General features: G+C 70.1%; 13 protein-coding genes. 9 read left to right on the top strand and 4 right to left on the bottom strand.

Going from position 1 to position 16667, the window contains the following annotated elements; all coding sequences use genetic code 11:
• The first annotated feature begins 29 nt into the window (after positions 1-29).
• From nuoI to nuoN, 6 genes are read left to right on the top strand one after another with little or no spacing between them, the layout of a single operon-like run.
• On the top strand, positions 30-557 hold the full coding sequence (gene nuoI, locus ACZ4VW_RS29140; protein WP_467967580.1) for an NADH-quinone oxidoreductase subunit NuoI: 528 nt from the start codon (positions 30-32) through the stop codon (positions 555-557).
• Positions 554-1381, top strand: a complete 828-nt coding sequence (locus ACZ4VW_RS29135; RefSeq protein WP_467967505.1) for an NADH-quinone oxidoreductase subunit J — start codon at positions 554-556, stop codon at positions 1379-1381. The genes nuoI and ACZ4VW_RS29135 overlap by 4 nt, the downstream gene beginning before the upstream one ends.
• Positions 1378-1677 (top strand): NADH-quinone oxidoreductase subunit NuoK, encoded by a 300-nt coding sequence (nuoK, locus tag ACZ4VW_RS29130; protein WP_069927518.1) that lies wholly within the window; start codon positions 1378-1380, stop codon positions 1675-1677. The genes ACZ4VW_RS29135 and nuoK overlap by 4 nt, the downstream gene beginning before the upstream one ends.
• 11 nt (positions 1678-1688) lie before the next feature.
• Entirely contained in the window at positions 1689-3629 is a 1941-nt protein-coding gene (gene nuoL / locus ACZ4VW_RS29125) for an NADH-quinone oxidoreductase subunit L (protein WP_467967503.1), read from the top strand.
• A gap of 5 nt (positions 3630-3634) precedes the next feature.
• Entirely contained in the window at positions 3635-5224 is a 1590-nt protein-coding gene (locus ACZ4VW_RS29120) for an NADH-quinone oxidoreductase subunit M (RefSeq protein ID WP_467967501.1), read from the top strand.
• A complete protein-coding gene (gene nuoN / locus ACZ4VW_RS29115; protein ID WP_467967500.1) occupies positions 5221-6882 on the top strand; it encodes an NADH-quinone oxidoreductase subunit NuoN in 1662 nt (553 codons plus the stop codon). The genes ACZ4VW_RS29120 and nuoN overlap by 4 nt, the downstream gene beginning before the upstream one ends.
• 64 nt (positions 6883-6946) lie before the next feature.
• Here nuoN and ACZ4VW_RS29110 read toward each other — a convergent pair whose 3' ends face one another.
• Together ACZ4VW_RS29110 and fahA are read right to left on the bottom strand one after the other, a co-directional pair.
• A complete protein-coding gene (locus tag ACZ4VW_RS29110; RefSeq protein ID WP_467967498.1) occupies positions 6947-7480 on the bottom strand; it encodes a hypothetical protein in 534 nt (177 codons plus the stop codon).
• A 97-nt stretch (positions 7481-7577) separates the two neighbouring features.
• On the bottom strand, positions 7578-8804 hold the full coding sequence (gene fahA, locus ACZ4VW_RS29105; RefSeq protein WP_467967496.1) for a fumarylacetoacetase: 1227 nt from the start codon (positions 8802-8804) through the stop codon (positions 7578-7580).
• Between the two features lie 298 nt (positions 8805-9102).
• On the opposite strand from fahA, the gene ACZ4VW_RS29100 reads away from it, so the two are divergent.
• The gene (locus ACZ4VW_RS29100) at positions 9103-10404 is read left to right on the top strand and encodes an LAETG motif-containing sortase-dependent surface protein (protein ID WP_467967495.1); all 1302 of its coding nucleotides are present in this window, start codon (positions 9103-9105) and stop codon (positions 10402-10404) included.
• Between the two features lie 76 nt (positions 10405-10480).
• Here ACZ4VW_RS29100 and ACZ4VW_RS29095 read toward each other — a convergent pair whose 3' ends face one another.
• Positions 10481-12478 carry a CocE/NonD family hydrolase gene (locus ACZ4VW_RS29095; RefSeq protein WP_467967493.1) on the bottom strand — a complete coding sequence of 666 codons (1998 nt, stop codon included), beginning with the start codon at positions 12476-12478 and terminating at the stop codon, positions 10481-10483.
• Between the two features lie 254 nt (positions 12479-12732).
• Between ACZ4VW_RS29095 and ACZ4VW_RS29090 the strand changes: the two genes are divergently transcribed.
• Both ACZ4VW_RS29090 and ACZ4VW_RS29085 read left to right on the top strand, forming a co-directional pair.
• On the top strand, positions 12733-13743 hold the full coding sequence (locus ACZ4VW_RS29090) for a polyprenyl synthetase family protein (RefSeq protein WP_467967491.1): 1011 nt from the start codon (positions 12733-12735) through the stop codon (positions 13741-13743).
• A 217-nt stretch (positions 13744-13960) separates the two neighbouring features.
• Entirely contained in the window at positions 13961-15097 is a 1137-nt protein-coding gene (locus tag ACZ4VW_RS29085) for a LolA family protein (protein WP_467967488.1), read from the top strand.
• 104 nt (positions 15098-15201) lie between these two features.
• Here the strand turns inward: ACZ4VW_RS29085 and ACZ4VW_RS29080 are convergent, their stop codons facing one another.
• A complete protein-coding gene (locus ACZ4VW_RS29080; protein ID WP_467967486.1) occupies positions 15202-16512 on the bottom strand; it encodes a M28 family peptidase in 1311 nt (436 codons plus the stop codon).
• Between the last annotated feature and the right edge of the window lie 155 nt (positions 16513-16667).

Raw genomic sequence — 16667 nt, 5'->3', positions numbered from 1 at the left:
TGGCCGGCTTCGGCGTGACCTTCAAGGCCATGTTCAAGAAGCGGCTGACCGAGCAGTACCCGGAGCAGCCGAAGACGACCGCGCCGCGCTTCCACGGCCGGCACCAGCTCAACCGCCACCCCGACGGTCTCGAGAAGTGCGTCGGCTGCGAGCTGTGCGCCTGGGCCTGCCCCGCCGACGCCATCTACGTGGAGGGCGCGGACAACACCGACGAGGAGCGCTACTCCCCGGGCGAGCGGTACGGCGTCGTCTACCAGATCAACTACGCCCGCTGCATCCTGTGCGGGCTGTGCATCGAGGCGTGCCCCACCCGGGCGCTGACGATGACCAACGAGTTCGAACTGGCCGACTCCTCCCGCGAGAACCTGATCTACACCAAGGAGCAGCTCCTCGCGGGCCTGGACGAGGGCATGGTCGACACGCCGCACGCCATCTTCCCTGGCATGGACGAGCAGGACTACTACCGGGGGCTCGTCACCGAGGCCGCGCCGGGCACGGTCCGTCAGGTCGCCACCACCAAGGGGGAGAAGGGCGAGCCGGAAGAGGTGGACGTATGAACACCACCCTCGCCGCCTACACGACCTCGAACGGCGAAGCCTTCCAGTTCTGGGTCCTCGGCACCGTCGCCGTCATCGGCGCCCTGTGCACGGTCCTGATGAAGAAGGCGATGCACAGCGCCCTCTGTCTGGCCGGCACGATGATCGTCCTGGCGGTCTTCTACCTCGCCAACGGCGCGTACTTCCTCGGCATCGTCCAGATCGTGGTCTACACCGGCGCGATCATGATGCTGTTCCTCTTCATCGTCATGCTGGTCGGTGTCACGGCCGCGGACTCGCTGAAGGAGACCATCAAGGGGCAGCGCTGGTGGGCCGCGGCCTGCGGGCTCGGCTTCGGCATCCTGCTGATCGCCGGCATCGGCCAGGCCGCACTGACGGAGTTCAACGGACTGGGCGCGGCCAACACCGCGCACGGCGGGAACGTCGAGGGCCTCGCCGCCCTGATCTTCACCAAGTACGTCTTCGCCTTCGAGATCACCGGCGCGCTGCTCATCACCGCGGCCGTCGGTGCGATGGTCCTCACCCACCGGGAGCGCACGGAGCGTGCCCGTACCCAGCGCGAGCTCGCCGAGCAGCGCGTACGGGAAGGCAAGCACGTGCCGCCGCTGCCCGCGCCGGGTGTCTACGCCCGGCACAACGCGGTGGACATCGCCGGTCTGCTGCCCGACGGCACCCCCGCCGAGCTGACCGTGATGCAGACGCTGCGCAAGCGCGGCCAGGTGCGGGACGTGTCCAACGAGGCACTGGCCGACCTCAAGGCGCTGGAGCAGCGCGCGGAGGAGCGGCTCGGCCGCGACCGGGACGATGAGGAGGCCACGCGATGAATCCCGTCAACTATCTCTATCTCGCCGCCCTGTTGTTCACCATCGGCGCGGCCGGGGTGCTGATCCGGCGCAACGCGATCGTGGTCTTCATGTGCGTGGAGCTGATGCTCAACGCCTGCAACCTCGCGTTCGTCGCCTTCTCCCGGATGCACGGCAACCTCGACGGCCAGATCATCGCCTTCTTCACGATGGTCGTCGCCGCCGCGGAGGTCGTGGTCGGGCTCGCGATCATCGTGTCGCTGTTCCGTTCCCGCCACTCGGCCTCGGTCGACGACGCCAGCCTGATGAAGCTGTAAGGGGCTGAATTGTGGAGAACCTGATTGCGCTGCTCGTCGCGGCGCCTCTGCTGGGAGCGGCCGTCCTGCTGTGCGGCGGGCGGCGCCTGGACAAGGCCGGGCCCCTGCTCGGCACGCTGCTCGCGGCCGTCTCCTTCGTCATCGGCGCCGTCCTCTTCGCCGACATGCTCGGCAGGAGCGCCGACGACCGGGCGCTGCACCAGCGGCTGTTCACCTGGATCCCGGTCGAGGGTTTCCAGGCGGACCTCGCCTTCCAGCTCGACCAGCTGTCGATGACGTTCGTGCTGCTGATCACCGGCGTCGGCACGCTCATCCACGTGTACTCGATCGGGTACATGGAGCACGACGAGCGCAAGCGCCGCTTCTTCGGTTATCTGAACCTGTTCCTCGCGGCGATGCTGCTCCTCGTCCTCGCCGACAACTACCTGCTGCTGTACTTCGGCTGGGAGGGCGTCGGCCTCGCCTCGTACCTCCTGATCGGGTTCTGGCAGCACAAGCCCAGCGCGGCCACCGCCGCGAAGAAGGCCTTCCTGGTCAACCGGGTCGGCGACATGGGCCTGTCCATCGCCATCATGATCATGTTCACCACCTTCGGGACCTTCGCCTTCGGGCCGGTGCTCTCGTCCACGGGCGAGACGTCCGAGGGCACGCTGACGGCGATCGCCCTGATGCTGCTCCTCGCCGCCTGCGGCAAGTCGGCCCAGGTGCCGCTGCAGTCCTGGCTCGGTGACGCGATGGAGGGCCCGACCCCGGTCTCGGCCCTCATCCACGCGGCCACGATGGTCACCGCCGGTGTCTATCTGATCGTCCGCTCGGCCGCCGTCTTCAACGGCGCACCGGACGCACAGCTCGTGGTCACCGTGGTCGGCGCGGTCACGCTCCTCTTCGGTGCGATCGTCGGTTGCGCGAAGGACGACATCAAGAAGGCGCTCGCCGGCTCGACCATGTCGCAGATCGGCTACATGATCCTGGCGGCGGGCCTCGGCCCCATCGGTTACGCCTTCGCGATCATGCACCTGGTCACGCACGGCTTCTTCAAGGCCGGGCTCTTCCTCGGCGCCGGTTCGGTCATGCACGGCATGAACGACGAGGTCGACATGAGGAAGTACGGCGGCCTGCGGAAGTACATGCCGGTCACCTTCGTCACCTTCGGCCTCGGCTACCTCGCCATCATCGGCTTCCCGGGCCTGTCCGGCTTCTTCTCCAAGGACAAGATCATCGAGGCGGCCTTCGCCAAGGGCGGCACCGAGGGCTGGATCCTCGGCGGCGTCGCCCTGCTGGGCGCCGCCATCACCGCGTACTACATGACACGCGTGATGATCATGACCTTCTTCGGCGAGAAGCGCTGGCAGCCGGCGCCCGACCCGGACAAGGCGCCCAGTGTCGAGCCCGGCATCGAGGTGCACCCCGGCGAGATGCCGCACCCGCACGAGTCCCCGAGGTCCATGACGATCCCGATGATCCTGCTGGCCTTCGGCTCGGTGTTCGCGGGCGGGATCTTCGGCATCGGCGACCGGTTCGTGCACTGGCTGGAGCCCGTCACCTCGTTCGAGCACGGACACCCGCCGATCAGCGCCGGAGCCATCACCTCCGCCACGGTCGCGGTCATGGTGCTCGGCGTCGGGCTCGCCTACCTCCAGTACGGACGCAGGCCCGTCCCGGTCACCGCGCCGCGCGGCTCGCTCCTCACCCGCGCGGCCCGCCGCGACCTGCTCCAGGACGACTTCAACCACGTCGTCTTCGTCCGCGGCGGCACGCACCTCACCCGCTCGCTCGTCTACGTCGACCACACCCTGGTCGACGGGGTGGTCAACGGCACCGCTGCCTCGGTCGGCGGCCTGTCCGGCCGGCTGCGCAAGCTGCAGAACGGCTACGCCCGCTCGTATGCGGTCTCCATGTTCGGAGGTACGGCGGTGCTGATCGCCGCGACCCTGCTGATGAGGGCGGTGTGATCGCCATGTCCCAAGTAGTCAACGCGGGGTTCCCCCTGCTGACGGCCACGGCAGCGGTACCGGCGGTCGGTGCCGTCCTCACCGCCGCCGTGCCCGCGGCCCGCCGCACGGCGGCCAAGTGGCTGGCGCTGCTGGTCTCGCTGGTCACCCTCGTGCTCGCCGCGGTCGTCATGGTCCGCTTCGAGCCCGGTGGCGACCGCTACCAGCTCGTCGAATCCCACTCCTGGATCAAGGACTTCGGGGTCCGGTACGAACTGGGCGTGGACGGCATCGGGGTGGCGCTGATCGCGCTCACCGCGCTGCTGATCCCCTTCGTCATCCTGGCGGGCTGGCACGACGCCGACCCCCTGGAGACCAAGTCGTCGCGCTGGCGGCCGACCCAGGGCTTCTTCGCCCTGATCCTGATGGTCGAGGCGATGGTGATCCTCTCCTTCGAGGCCACCGACGTCTTCCTCTTCTACATCCTGTTCGAAGCCATGCTCATCCCGATGTACTTCCTCATCGGCGGCTTCGGCGACCGGGCCCACGCGGGCTCCGACGAGAACGCCGCGGCCCAGCGCTCGTACGCGGCCGTCAAGTTCCTGCTCTACAACCTGGTCGGCGGTCTGATCATGCTGGCCGCCGTCATCGGGCTCTACGTGGTCGCGGGGAACTTCTCCCTCACCGAGATCGCCGAGGCCCGGGCGAGCGGGCAGCTGGAGATGGCGACCACCACGGAGCGGCTGCTGTTCCTCGGCTTCTTCTTCGCCTTCGCGGTGAAGGCGCCGCTGTGGCCACTGCACACCTGGCTGCCGAACGCGATGGGGGAGGCGACCGCGCCGGTCGCCGTGCTCATCACCGCGGTCGTCGACAAGGTGGGCACCTTCGCGATGCTCCGCTTCTGCCTCCAGCTCTTCCCGGAGGCGTCGAAGTGGGCCACCCCGGTGATCATCGCGCTCGCGCTGATCAGCATCGTCTACGGGGCGCTGCTCGCGGTCGGTCAGCGGGACATCAAGCGCCTGGTCGCGTACGCATCGATCTCGCACTTCGGCTTCATCATCATGGGCATCTTCGCGATGACCAGCCAGGGCCAGAGCGGCGCGACGCTCTACATGGTCAACCACGGGATCTCGACGGCCGCGCTGATGCTGGTCGCCGGCTTCCTGATCTCCCGGCGCGGCTCGCGGCTCATCGCCGACTACGGCGGTGTGCAGAAGGTCGCCCCGGTGCTCGCCGGCACCTTCCTGATCGGCGGTCTGGCCACCCTCTCTCTGCCGGGACTCGCGCCCTTCGTCAGCGAATTCCTCGTCCTGGTCGGCACGTTCGCCCGGTACCCGGTGGCCGGCATCATCGCCACCACCGGCATCGTCCTCGCCGCGCTCTACACCCTCGTCCTGTACCAGCGGACGATGACGGGCCCGGTGAAGGAGGAGGTCCGGACGATGCCGGACCTGCGGGTGCGTGAACTGGTCGTGGTCACCCCGCTGATCGCCCTGCTGATCTTCCTCGGGGTGTTCCCGAAGCCGCTGACGGACATCGTCAACCCGGCCGTGCAGCACACCATGTCCGACGTCCAGCAAAAGGACCCCCAGCCCGAAGTGGAGGCGGCCAAGTGAGTGCATCCGCCGTCGCGCCCGCCGTCCACAGCCTGTGGACGACGGCCGCGGATCCCGTGAGCAAGATTCCCGCACCCCACATCGAGTACGTCCAGCTCTCGCCGGTCCTCATCGTGGTCGGCGCCGCGGTCCTCAGCGTCCTCGTCGAGGCATTCGTGCCCCGCAGGGGCCGCTATCACAGCCAGGTCTTCCTCAGCGTCCTCGCGCTCGTCGCCGCCTTCGCCGCGATCGTCGGCCTCGCCGCCGGAGGCTACGGCTCCACCAAGGCCCACATCGCGGCCATGGGCGCCATCGCCGTGGACGGCCCGGCACTCTTCCTGCAGGGCACCATCCTGCTGGCCTCGATCGTCGCGGTCTTCACCTTCGCCGAGCGCCGGCTCGACCCGGTCCACCACGGCCACCAGGTCGACTCCTTCGCCGCCGAGGCCGCCGCCGTCCCCGGCAGCGAGCAGGAGAAGGCGGCGATCAAGGCCGGGTTCACCACCACCGAGGTGTTCCCGCTGGCGCTGTTCGCCGTCGCCGGCATGCTGGTCTTCCCCGCGGCCAACGACCTCCTGACGCTCTTCATCGCCCTCGAGGTCTTCTCCCTGCCGCTCTACCTGCTCTGCGCCGTCGCCCGCCGCAAGCGGCTGATGTCACAGGAGGCGGCGGTCAAGTACTTCCTCCTCGGCGCCTTCTCCTCGGCGTTCCTGCTCTTCGGCATCGCCCTGCTGTACGGCTACGCGGGCTCCGTCTCGTACGCCACCATCGCCGACGTCGTCGACGGCTCGGTCACCGCCGTCGACCCGGCCCTCGCCGGGACGATGGGCAACGACGTCCTGCTGCTCATCGGCTTCGCCCTGGTCCTGATGGGCCTGCTCTTCAAGGTCGGCGCCGTGCCGTTCCACATGTGGACCCCGGACGTCTACCAGGGCGCGCCCACCCCCGTCACCGGCTTCATGGCGGCCGCCACGAAGGTCGCCGCGTTCGGCGCGCTGCTGCGCCTGCTGTACGTGGTGCTGCCGGGCCTCACCTGGGACTGGCGGCCGGTCATGTGGGGCGTCGCCATCGTCACCATGCTGGGCGGCGCGATCGTCGCGATCACCCAGACCGACATCAAGCGGCTCCTCGCGTACTCCTCCATCGCGCACGCGGGCTTCCTGCTGGCCGGTGTCATCGCCGCGACACCCACCGGCATCTCGTCGGTGCTGTTCTACCTGGGCGCGTACTCCTTCGTGACGATCGGCGCGTTCGCCGTCGTGACGCTGGTGCGGGACGCGGGCGGCGAGGCGACGCACCTGTCCAAGTGGGCGGGCCTCGGCCGTCGTTCGCCGCTCGTGGCCGCCGTCTTCGCCGTCTTCCTGCTCGCCTTCGCCGGCATCCCGCTGACGTCCGGCTTCTCCGGCAAGTTCGCGGTCTTCAAGGCGGCGGCGGAGGGCGGCGCGGGCGCGCTGGTCGTGGTCGGCGTCATCTCGTCGGCGATCGCCGCGTTCTTCTACATCCGGGTGATCGTGCTGATGTTCTTCAGCGAGCCGAAGGCGGACGGCCCCACGGTCGCCGTGCCCTCGGGCTTCACGGCGGCGACGATCACGGTCGGTGTGGTCGTGACGCTGGTGCTCGGCCTGGCGCCCCAGTACTTCCTGGACCTGGCGAACCAGGCGAGCGTCTTCGTCCGGTAGCCGCGGCCGTACGCGACTCAGGGCCCGGTCTCCGCGCGAGCGGCGACCGGGCCCTGACGCGTGACTACGACGTCGCCTCGTCCGGCGGGCACTCGCAGTGCACCCGCGGGTTGAACGGGGCGAACACGCCCGCCGGGTTCTTCTTGAAGATCCAGGCGTGCAGGGAGTAGTGGCTCCCCAGCTCGGGAAGGACGCTCGGGCCGTCGAAGCCCCGGTCGAAGATCTGTGGCCTCGGCTGGCCCGTGTTGAGGACGACGTACTCGAGCGCGACGAGCTTGCGCCCGCCCTTGTGGTCGTCCTGGTAGAGCAGGGCCGCGGGCTTGGCCGGGTCGGTCGAGCCGATGTGGGCCGGCTTGACGTAGTGGTAACCCATGCCGCCGAGCTTCTCGTCCTCGACGCACTCGTCCGTCCGCAGGTAGCCGTCCTTCAGGGCGGCCTGCTCGGACTTGTACTTCACCGTGGCGTCGTAGGCCCTCTCCAGGCCCGGATGGGGCCAGTCGTGGCCCTTCGCGGCCGAGGCCGGGGCGGTCCCCAGGGCCAGCGAGGTGGCGGCGGCGAGGCCGAGCGCGGCTATGAGCGGGCGGGGTCGTGCGGGCATCTGCGTGCTCCTTGGACGGGAGTGTCGGGGTCCCCCCACCGACAGCAGCATGGGCCGCCGGTGAGGGACCCCGCACGCGGGGTGGCCCATTGGAGGGTCAGACCGCGGGAGCGATCCGGCCCGTCACCTCGCCCAGCGCGACCTGCGTGCCGTCCGGTCCCGGAGCCCACGCGGTCAGCGTGACCTCGTCACCGTCCTCGAGGAACGTCCGCTTGCCGTCGGGAAGTTCGAGCGGGTCGCGACCGTTCCAGGTCAGTTCGAGCAACGAGCCGCGCTGGTGCACCTCGGGGCCCGAGACCGTACCGGAGCCGTACAGGTCACCGGTCCGCAGCGACGCTCCGTTGACCGTCATGTGGGCGAGCTGCTGGGCGGCCGTCCAGTACATGGTGGCGAACGGCGGCTCCGAGACGACCTGGCCGTTGATCTCGACGGTGATCCGCAGGTCGAAGCCGCCGTGCTCCTCCTCGCCGGAGTCGTCCAGGTACGGCAGCAGGTCGAAGTCCCGGGCGGGCGGCGCCGTGCGGGCCGCGTCCAGGGCCTCCAGCGGGGTCACCCAGGCCGAGACGGACGTGGCGAAGGACTTGCCGAGGAACGGGCCGAGCGGCACGTACTCCCACGCCTGGATGTCCCGGGCGGACCAGTCGTTGAGGAGCGTGAGGCCGAAGACGTGCTCGCGGAAGTCGCCGAGCGGGACCGGCGTTCCCTGGGCGGACGGGGTGCCGACGACGAAGCCGACCTCCGCCTCGATGTCCAGCTTCACCGAGGGCCCGAAGACCGGCGCCGGGTCGGTGGGCGCCTTGCGCTGCCCGGAGGGACGCACGACCTCGGTGCCGGAGACGACGACCGTGCCGGCGCGGCCGTGGTAGCCGATCGGGAGGTGCTTCCAGTTGGGCGTGAGCGGCTCGCCGTCCGGGCGGAAGATGTGGCCGACGTTGGTGGCGTGGTGCTCGCTCGCGTAGAAGTCGACGTAGTCCGCGACCTCGTACGGCAGGTGCATCGTGACCGCGCCGAGCGGGTGCAGCAGGGGCTCTATCTCCGGCCGGTGCGCGGGCACGGTCACCCAGGCCGTCAGGGCCCGGCGCACATCGCGCCAGGCGGTCCGGCCGGCGGCGAGGAGCGGGTTGAGGCTGGGCTGGGCGAGCAGCGCGGCGTACGGCGAACCGAGGGCGTGCGCGGCGGCCCCCGCGTCGAGGACATGACCGCCGATGCGGACGCCGACCCTCCGCCGGTCGGGCTCGTCGGCGGTGGAGAAGACGCCGTACGGAAGGTTGTGCGGGCCGAAGGGATCGCCTTCGGCCAGGTCGAGCGGGGACTGCTCGGGCATCGGTGCTTGCCTCGCTTTCCACGGGTGTGGGGGACACGTTACGGGGCGGGCCGCCGGGCGCGGATGACATGGGTCACACAAAAAGTGGGGCCTCCGTGCACAACTGTCCATGTTCGCGCGCTTTATACCCGCAGTGGGTCGGGTGTGCGGCTGAGCACGTTCAATTCGGCCTTTTCCAGAGGCTTATCGGGGCCATACGATCTCGGCAGCGTCGCACCGCGTGTAGACCCCGCAGGCGCGACGCCCCCACTTTCTTTCCTCCATTCATCCATCTTCTTTCGACCAGAAAAGGTCTGCCTTGAAGATTCGCCGCATTCTCGCGACGGCCGTGGCCGCCGCCGTGACGACCCCGGTCGTCCTCCTTTCCGCCGCCCCGGCGTTCGCGGACACGAAGCCGGCGGCGCCGGCGCAGACGCAGGACCAGAAGCCGACGCTGGAGCAGCTGCGCAAGGCGGTGTCGGACGCGCAGACGGCGTACGACATCGCCGTCATCGCGCACGAGAACGCCCAGGCGGCGTTCGAGGCGCTCGAGGACCCGGAGCACGCCCTTCAGATCACCGTCCGTGAGACGAAGGAACTCGCCGAGAAGGCCGCCACCGACAAGGCCGCCGCCGACGCCAAGGTCGTCGAGGCCCAGGCCAAGCTCGATGCCGCCGCCGACGACGCCGCCAAGGCCGAGGCCCAGAAGGAGCTCGACGAGGCCAAGGCCGCCGCCGAGACCGCGGCCGCCGACAAGACCGCCGCCGACGCCAAGGCGACGGAGGCGCGCACGAAGCTCGACGACGCGCGGGTCGCCGAGGCCCGGAAGATCGAGACGGCCCGGCAGAGCAAGGAGGCCGCCCGCGCGACCCTCAAGGCCGCCGAGAAGGCGCTCGCGGACGCCGAGGCCGCAGAGGGTGGCGAGGAGGGCGAGGAGCCGGTCGAGGACTGCGTTCCGGAGCCCAAGTTCACCACCGTCGTGCAGGGCCTGCCCGAGAAGGTCGTCGCCGGTACGACGGTCAACTTCACGGTGCGCGTCACCAACGGCACGAGCAAGAAGATGGACGAGGTGTACCCGTACGCCGCTGTCCACGCCTTCGACGAGAAGGGCATGAAGGAGCTCGACGAGTACCTCGACCTCGAGTGGTCCACCGCGGCCAGCCCGAAGTGGCAGGACGTCGACTTCGACGAGAGCCTGTTCGTCGGTTCGCTCAACGCCAAGTCCTCCGTCGACGTCAAGCTCAAGCTGACGATCGACGCCAAGGCCCCGGCCGGCCAGGGCGCCGCCTTCGTCGCGGGTGACTACTGGAACGAGGACGAGTCCTGCGGTGGTACTCCCGACGTGGAGTACTACGAGTTCGCCATCCTCGCCAAGGGCAGCAACCCGGGCAAGGTCGACGACGCCAAGGGCCAGAAGGGCAACACCAACACCACCGGCCAGGGCGGCACCTCCACCACCCCGGTGAACGGCGGAACCACCGGTTCCACCAACGGGAACCTCGCCAACACCGGTTCGAACGACGTCGTTCCGCAGATCGCCCTCGCGGGCGCCGCGGCCGTCGCGCTCGGTGCCGGCGCGATGTTCGTCGTCCGTCGCCGCAAGGCCGGTTCGAACGCCTGATCAGCGCAGTGAGTGAGGGGCCCGCATTCCATCCAGGAATGCGGGCCCCTTTCTTCTCCGGCCGTACGGCCGGAGTTCACCCCGCCGTCCGTGGAATGCTTTTCTCCCAGGTCCGGTGGAAGACGACTTCCCCCGCCTCTTTGCACACCACCTCGTCCGACGTGAGGAATACGTCCGCGTCGCACGCGATCTCCGAGCGCGCCTCGATCGTGACGTCCCACGCCATGTCCGGGCGGTGCACGCGGATCGACCGGTCGGAGCGGGTGCGGGCCGACAGCGGGTCGGTCTCGGTGATCGTGTAGGTCTCCAGGGCGTCCTCGGTGCGCTCCAGGCCGTCCGGATGGACCCGCGTACCGCCGTACCGGGGGTCGACCTCCAGCCTCCATTCGCCCTTCGCCACGTCCCGTACCACCAGGCGCTCCGGGCGGGGCTCCTCCAAGGTCGTCGGGATCACCACGGCCGGCGGTTCGGACTGTTCCGGTTCCTGCCACTCCACCGTGTCGTCCGTGGGGCGGCGGACCGGCAGGGTCAGGTGCGAGGCGGCCGGGTCGAGGGTGAAACCCGCCGCGTCCGGCTGGGGCCAGATCCACGGCCAGTACGCGGAGGAGACCGCCAGGCGGATCCGGTGTCCCGGTGGGAAGCCGTGGCCGATGCCGCTCAGCTCCAGGACGACCTCCTCGACCGCCCCGACCCTTGCCTCCACGATCCGGTCGAGGCCGAGGCGTGCCGAGAGGTTGAGCACCCCTCGTGTGACCATGGTCGAGGAGCCGTCCGGGGCGACGTCGCAGAGGCGCGCGATCACCTGGCCCCTCGGGGCCGAGGCGGTCAGAGCGAGGCTCACGCGGGGGCGCCCCAGGACCTCGACCGGCGGGCCGTCCGCGGGGACCAGGAAGTCGAAGCAGGCCGAGTGGGCGTCCTCACCGCGCTGGTCGGGCGGCAGGTCCGCGTCGTCGCCGCACGGCACGAAGCGCCCCGCGTCCAGTCCGGTCCGCTGCGGCGAGGCGACCACGACCGGGTCGCCCTGGAAGGCGTACGTCACGGGGGTGACGTTCGGGGACGGCCAGGCCGGGTCGGTGACCCAGCGGCCCGGCAGCTCCTCGTAGACCGTCGCCGGGGGGTGCGACGCGCTGATCCAGGAGCGCAGCGGCGGTTCCGCCATGACCTCGTTCTCGATGCCCTTGAGGTGGTGGTCCCACCACCTCAGCGTCTCCTGGAGGAAGCCGATCGCCGGCCCCGGCGGTAGCTCCCGGTCCGGGTACTGGTGGGACCAGGGGCCGATGATCCCGCGCACCCGGTCCCGGGGGAGGTGTTCCACCAGCCGCAGCACCGTGTCCCGGTACGGGTCGTGCCAGCCGCCGACCGCGAGGACGGCCGCCTCGATCGCCCCGAGGTCCTCGCGGACGCCGCCGTGCCGCCAGTAGGTGTCCCGCGTCTGGTGCGCCAGCCAGGTGTGGACGAGCGGCTCCACCGCCTCCAGGCGCCGCAGCCACATTTCGCGCCATTTCTCGCCCACGTACGCCGGGTCCGGCGGCCGGCAGGCGGCGGCCAGCAGGGCGGCCGCCCGGGCGTGCGTCTCCACGGCGAGGACGGAGCCGCCCCGGTAGTGCGCGCCGTCGTCGTAGCGGTCGTCGGACGAGCAGACCGTCACGATCGCCTTCAGCGGCTCCGGGGCGAGCGCGGCGACCCGGAGCGCGTCGCAGCCGCCCCGGGAGAGGCCGAACATGCCGACCCGCCCCGTGCACCAGGGCTGCTCCGCGAGCCAGTTCACCACCGCCACGCCGTCCGCCGGCTCGGCGGCGTCGTACGCGTCCCCGGGCACGCCCTCGCTGTTTCCGTGCCCGCGCGCATCGACGCGTACGGAGGCGTAGCCGTGCCCGGCGTACCAGGGATGGCGCTGCCCGTCGCGGGCCGCGGTCCGGTCCGTGAGACCGTACGGGAGGTGCTCGAGGAGGGCGGGGACGGGCTCGTCGGCGACCGGCCGCCAGATCCGCGCGTACAGCCTCGTACCGTCCGGGAGCGGGATCCGGACGTCCTCGTGGGTCGTCTCGTACGGGAAGGTGGTACGGATGCGCATGGCGGACCCACCTCAGGGGACGGGATGTGCGGCGGCCGCTCGCCTGTTCGGGTCGGTCGCGCTCACTCTTCGGGACAAAGCGCCTACTCCTGGTCGTATCAGCTGATCACGAACATACCGGGGGTGGCGGGAAGGCGCCCATGGTGATCGAAACGCGACCGGATACGCTGACTTGAGTGAATCGAGCGACACATCGACAATCCGTGTGATCGTCGGCAGGTAGTTGCAGGCGTCAGCAGACAGGAGACCCCCTCGTGACCGTCGTCGGGCCGTTCGGTCTTAGCGTGCGGGACCAGGCTCTTGAGGCCGATGTCCAGACCGGGTTGGCGGCCGTGGAGGCAGGGCTCCTCGACGCCACCAAGAGCGAGATCCCGTTCATCACGGAGGCCGCGCAGCACCTCGTCCTGGCCGGCGGCAAGCGCTTCAGGCCGCTGCTCGTGATGCTCGCCGCCCAGTTCGGCGACCCCTACGCGCCGGGTGTCGTGCCCTCGGCCGTCGTCGTCGAGCTCACCCACCTCGCCACGCTCTACCACGACGACGTCATGGACGAGGCCGACGTGCGGCGCGGCGTCGACAGCGCGAACACCCGGTGGGGCAACTCGATCGCCGTCCTGACGGGTGACTTCCTCTTCGCCCGCGCCTCGCACACGCTGGCGGACCTCGGCCCCGAGGCCGTACGCATCCAGTCCGAGGCGTTCGAGCGCCTGGTCACCGGCCAGATCCTGGAGACCGCCGGACCGCAGGGCGACCGCGACCCCGTCGACCACTACCTCGACGTCCTCGGCGGCAAGACCGGCTCGCTCGTCGCCGTCTCCTGCCGCTTCGGCGCGATGATGGCCGGTGCGGACGAGAGCGTCGTCGACACCCTCACCCAGTACGGCGAGCGCCTCGGCGTCGCCTTCCAGCTCGCCGACGACGTCCTCGACATCGCCTCCGACTCCCACGAGTCCGGCAAGACCCCGGGCACGGACCTCAGGGAGGGCATCCCGACCCTGCCCGTGCTCCACCTGCGCGCCGCCGCGGCGGCCTACGGGCGCCCGGAGGACGTGGAGCTGGTCGAGCTCATCGACGGCGACCTCACCGACGACGCCCGCCACGCGGAGGCTCTGCGGCGGCTGCGGGTCCACCCCGCCCTGGAGCAGGCCCGCCGGGACACCGTGCGCTACGCCGAGGAGGCGCGCGCGATGCTGGCGCCGCTGCCGGAGGGGTACGCGAAGGCGGCCCTGCAGGAGCTGTGCGACGCGGTGGTCCACCGCGCGGGCTGAGACGCGGCCTCACCACCGCGCGGCCGAGGGGGCATCCGTCACCCTGGCTCACGGGGGTGCTCGACCGCCGGGGCAGGCGTGGCGGTCCGCCGCGAGGGCGGGGTCTCTCAGGGTCGGGTCATCCCGTAGCAGTACGTGAGGTTGAGCCCGGAGTCTGACGATTCCTTACCGCCGCTTTGGTCAGATGGAGTCATCGACCACGGAGGTAGAGCAGACCATGGCAGACACCCGTAAGACGAGCCGCTACGTCGTCCCGGTCGCGGTGGCCGCGGTGGCCGCGGCGACCATCGGGCTCGTACCGGCCCTGGCGGCGTCCGGCGACCCGGACCTGCCGGAGATTACGGCGCAGCAGCTGATCGAGAAGATCGCCGCGTCCGACACCCAGACGCTCTCCGGCACGATGAAGATCAGCACCGACCTGGGGCTGCCGTCCTTCGCGGGTCTCCTCGGCGGGGCGGCCGGCGGCTCGGCCTCCGCGGACCCGCAGCAGAAGCTGACGGAGCTGGCCGCGGGCACGCACACGCTGCGCGTGGCCGCCGACGGCCCGGACCGGCAGAAGCTGACGATCCTGGACGGCTTGGACGAGTACAGCCTGATCCACAACGGCGACGACGTCTGGGCGTACGACAGCAAGTCGAACGAGGTCTTCCACGAGAAGGCGGACGGGGCCGCCGAGGCGCCGGAGAAGGAGCTCCCGACCACGCCGAAGGAGCTCGCCGACGAGGTCCTGAAGGCCGCGGAGGGCACGACGTCGATCACGGTCGGCGGGACGGCGAAGGTGGCCGGCCGGGACGCGTACCAGCTGGTGATCAAGCCGAAGCAGAGCGGTTCGACGGTCGAGTCGGTGAAGGTCGCGGTGGACGCCACGACGGGCACCCCGCTGAAGTTCACGCTGGCGTCGGTCGAGGGCGGCAAGCCCGTCGTCGACGCGGGCTTCACGAAGGTCGACTTCGGCAAGCCGGCGGCCTCGACGTTCGACTTCAAGGCGCCGAAGGGCGCGAAGGTCACGCAGGGCGGTCCGGAGCACGAGAAGGCCCCGGAGGACTTCGCCAAGGAGTTCGGCGGGCTCGCGGACCTCGCCGGCGCCGAGGGCGAAGGCATGAACGTCATCGGCGAGGGCTGGACGGCCATCGCCAAGCTCGACACCGGAGCCCCGGCCCCGAAGACGGACGAGGCCCCCAAGGAGGTCCAGGGCTTCCTGGACGCGCTCGGGGACAAAGTCACCGGGAAGTTCGGCTCGGGCACCGTCTTCAAGACGAAGCTGGTGAACGCGCTGATGACGGACGACGGCAGGGTGTACGTCGGCGCGGTGACGAAGGACGCGCTGGTGGCCGCGGCGAACGCCGGCAAGTAGGGCGCTTGGGACCCCGGGCGGGTCGGGGGCGATGGTCACCGACCCACCCGGGAGTTCTTGTACGCGTCAGGCTCAGCTCGAGCCCGACCGGATGCGTGCGGGGCTCAGAACGTCAGCTTGAAGCTGTTGATGTAGCCGGTGTCCTGCGCGGCCTTGTCCTGGGCCCGCAGCTTCCAGGCGCCGTTGGCGACCTCGCTGGAGGCGTTGACCGTGTACGTGGTCTGGATGTTGTCCGCCGAGTCGGAGGACGAGAACGGCTTCAGGTTGTAGACCGAGCCGTCCGGGGCGATCAGGTCGACCACGACGTCACCGCGCCAGGTGTGGACGATGTCCACACCGACCTTGAGGGTGGACGGCGCGTTGCCGGTGACACCCGTGACGTTGACCGTGGAGGTCACCGCGGCGCCGTTGTCCGGGATCGACACGTCGGCGGTGTTCTCGAAGACCTGGCCGGGAGGCGTGGTCGTACCGGCCGACAGCGTCCAGATCGCGTGGGCGACGGCGTCGCTGTTGCGGTCGAGGGCGGTGTCGTTGATGTTCGCGGTCGTGTCGCAGGAGGAGTGGTAGCAGCGGTCGAAGGCCGTGGCCGTCCCGCCCCACTTCTGGACCTGCGCGCTGGTCTTGACCCGGCTGGCGCCGGTGAACAGACCGCCGACGGGTATGCCCACGTTCTTGAAGGAGGCGTGGTCGGAGCGGCCGTCGCCCTCCGTCTCGATCTCGGTCGGCACCCCGAGCCCGGCGAAGTAGCTCTTGAAGGTCTGCTCGATCGTCGGGTCGTCGTCGTAGACGAAGTAGCCCGGGTTCGGCGACCCGATCATGTCGAAGTTCAGATAGCCGGAGACCTTCGCCCGCTCGGTGGTGGGCAGCTGGTTGACGTAGTGCTTCGACCCGACGAGGCCGAGCTCCTCGGCGCCCCACCAGCCGAAGCGCAGATGCTTCGTGGGCTGGAGGTTGGCCCGGGAGACGGCGAGCGCGGTCTCCAGTACGGCGGCCGAGCCGGAGCCGTTGTCGTTGATGCCGGCGCCGGAGGAGACCGAGTCGAGGTGCGCGCCGGCCATGAGGACCTGGCCGGGGTCACCGCCGGGCCAGTCGGCTATCAGGTTGTAGCCGGTGGTGCCGTTGTAGGTGAACTGCTGGACGGTGGTGGTGTATCCGGCCGCGTCCAGCTTGGCCTTCACGAAGTCGATGGACGCCTTGTAGCCGGTACGGCCGTGGGCGCGGTTGCCGCCGTTGGCGTTGGCTATCGACTGGAGGTCGGCGAGGTGCTGCTTGACGTTGGCCAGCGGGATGTCGGGTGCGGCGACGGCGGAAGGCGCGGCGGGCGCGGCGTTCGCGGAGGCGCCGGTGAAACCGGCGAGGGCGAGCGCGGCGACGGCGGAGAGCGCGGCGGCACGTCTGGGAACGGAGAACTTCATGTGGGGGCTCCGGATTCCGAACGGGGATGGGACGGAAACGTGCGAGACGCCCCGGGGCGTGGGTGCCACGAGGCGCTGGAGCTGTACGGGTGGTGCGTGCGCTGAATGTTCGGGGAGAGTTTGACTTGTCGTCAAGAGCGGAAACCGGTCAGCCG

This window comes from Streptomyces sp. NPDC029139, from assembly GCF_055564335.1.
The sequence above is the reverse complement of the archived record's forward strand: the minus strand, read 5'-3'. Positions and strand labels throughout refer to the sequence as shown.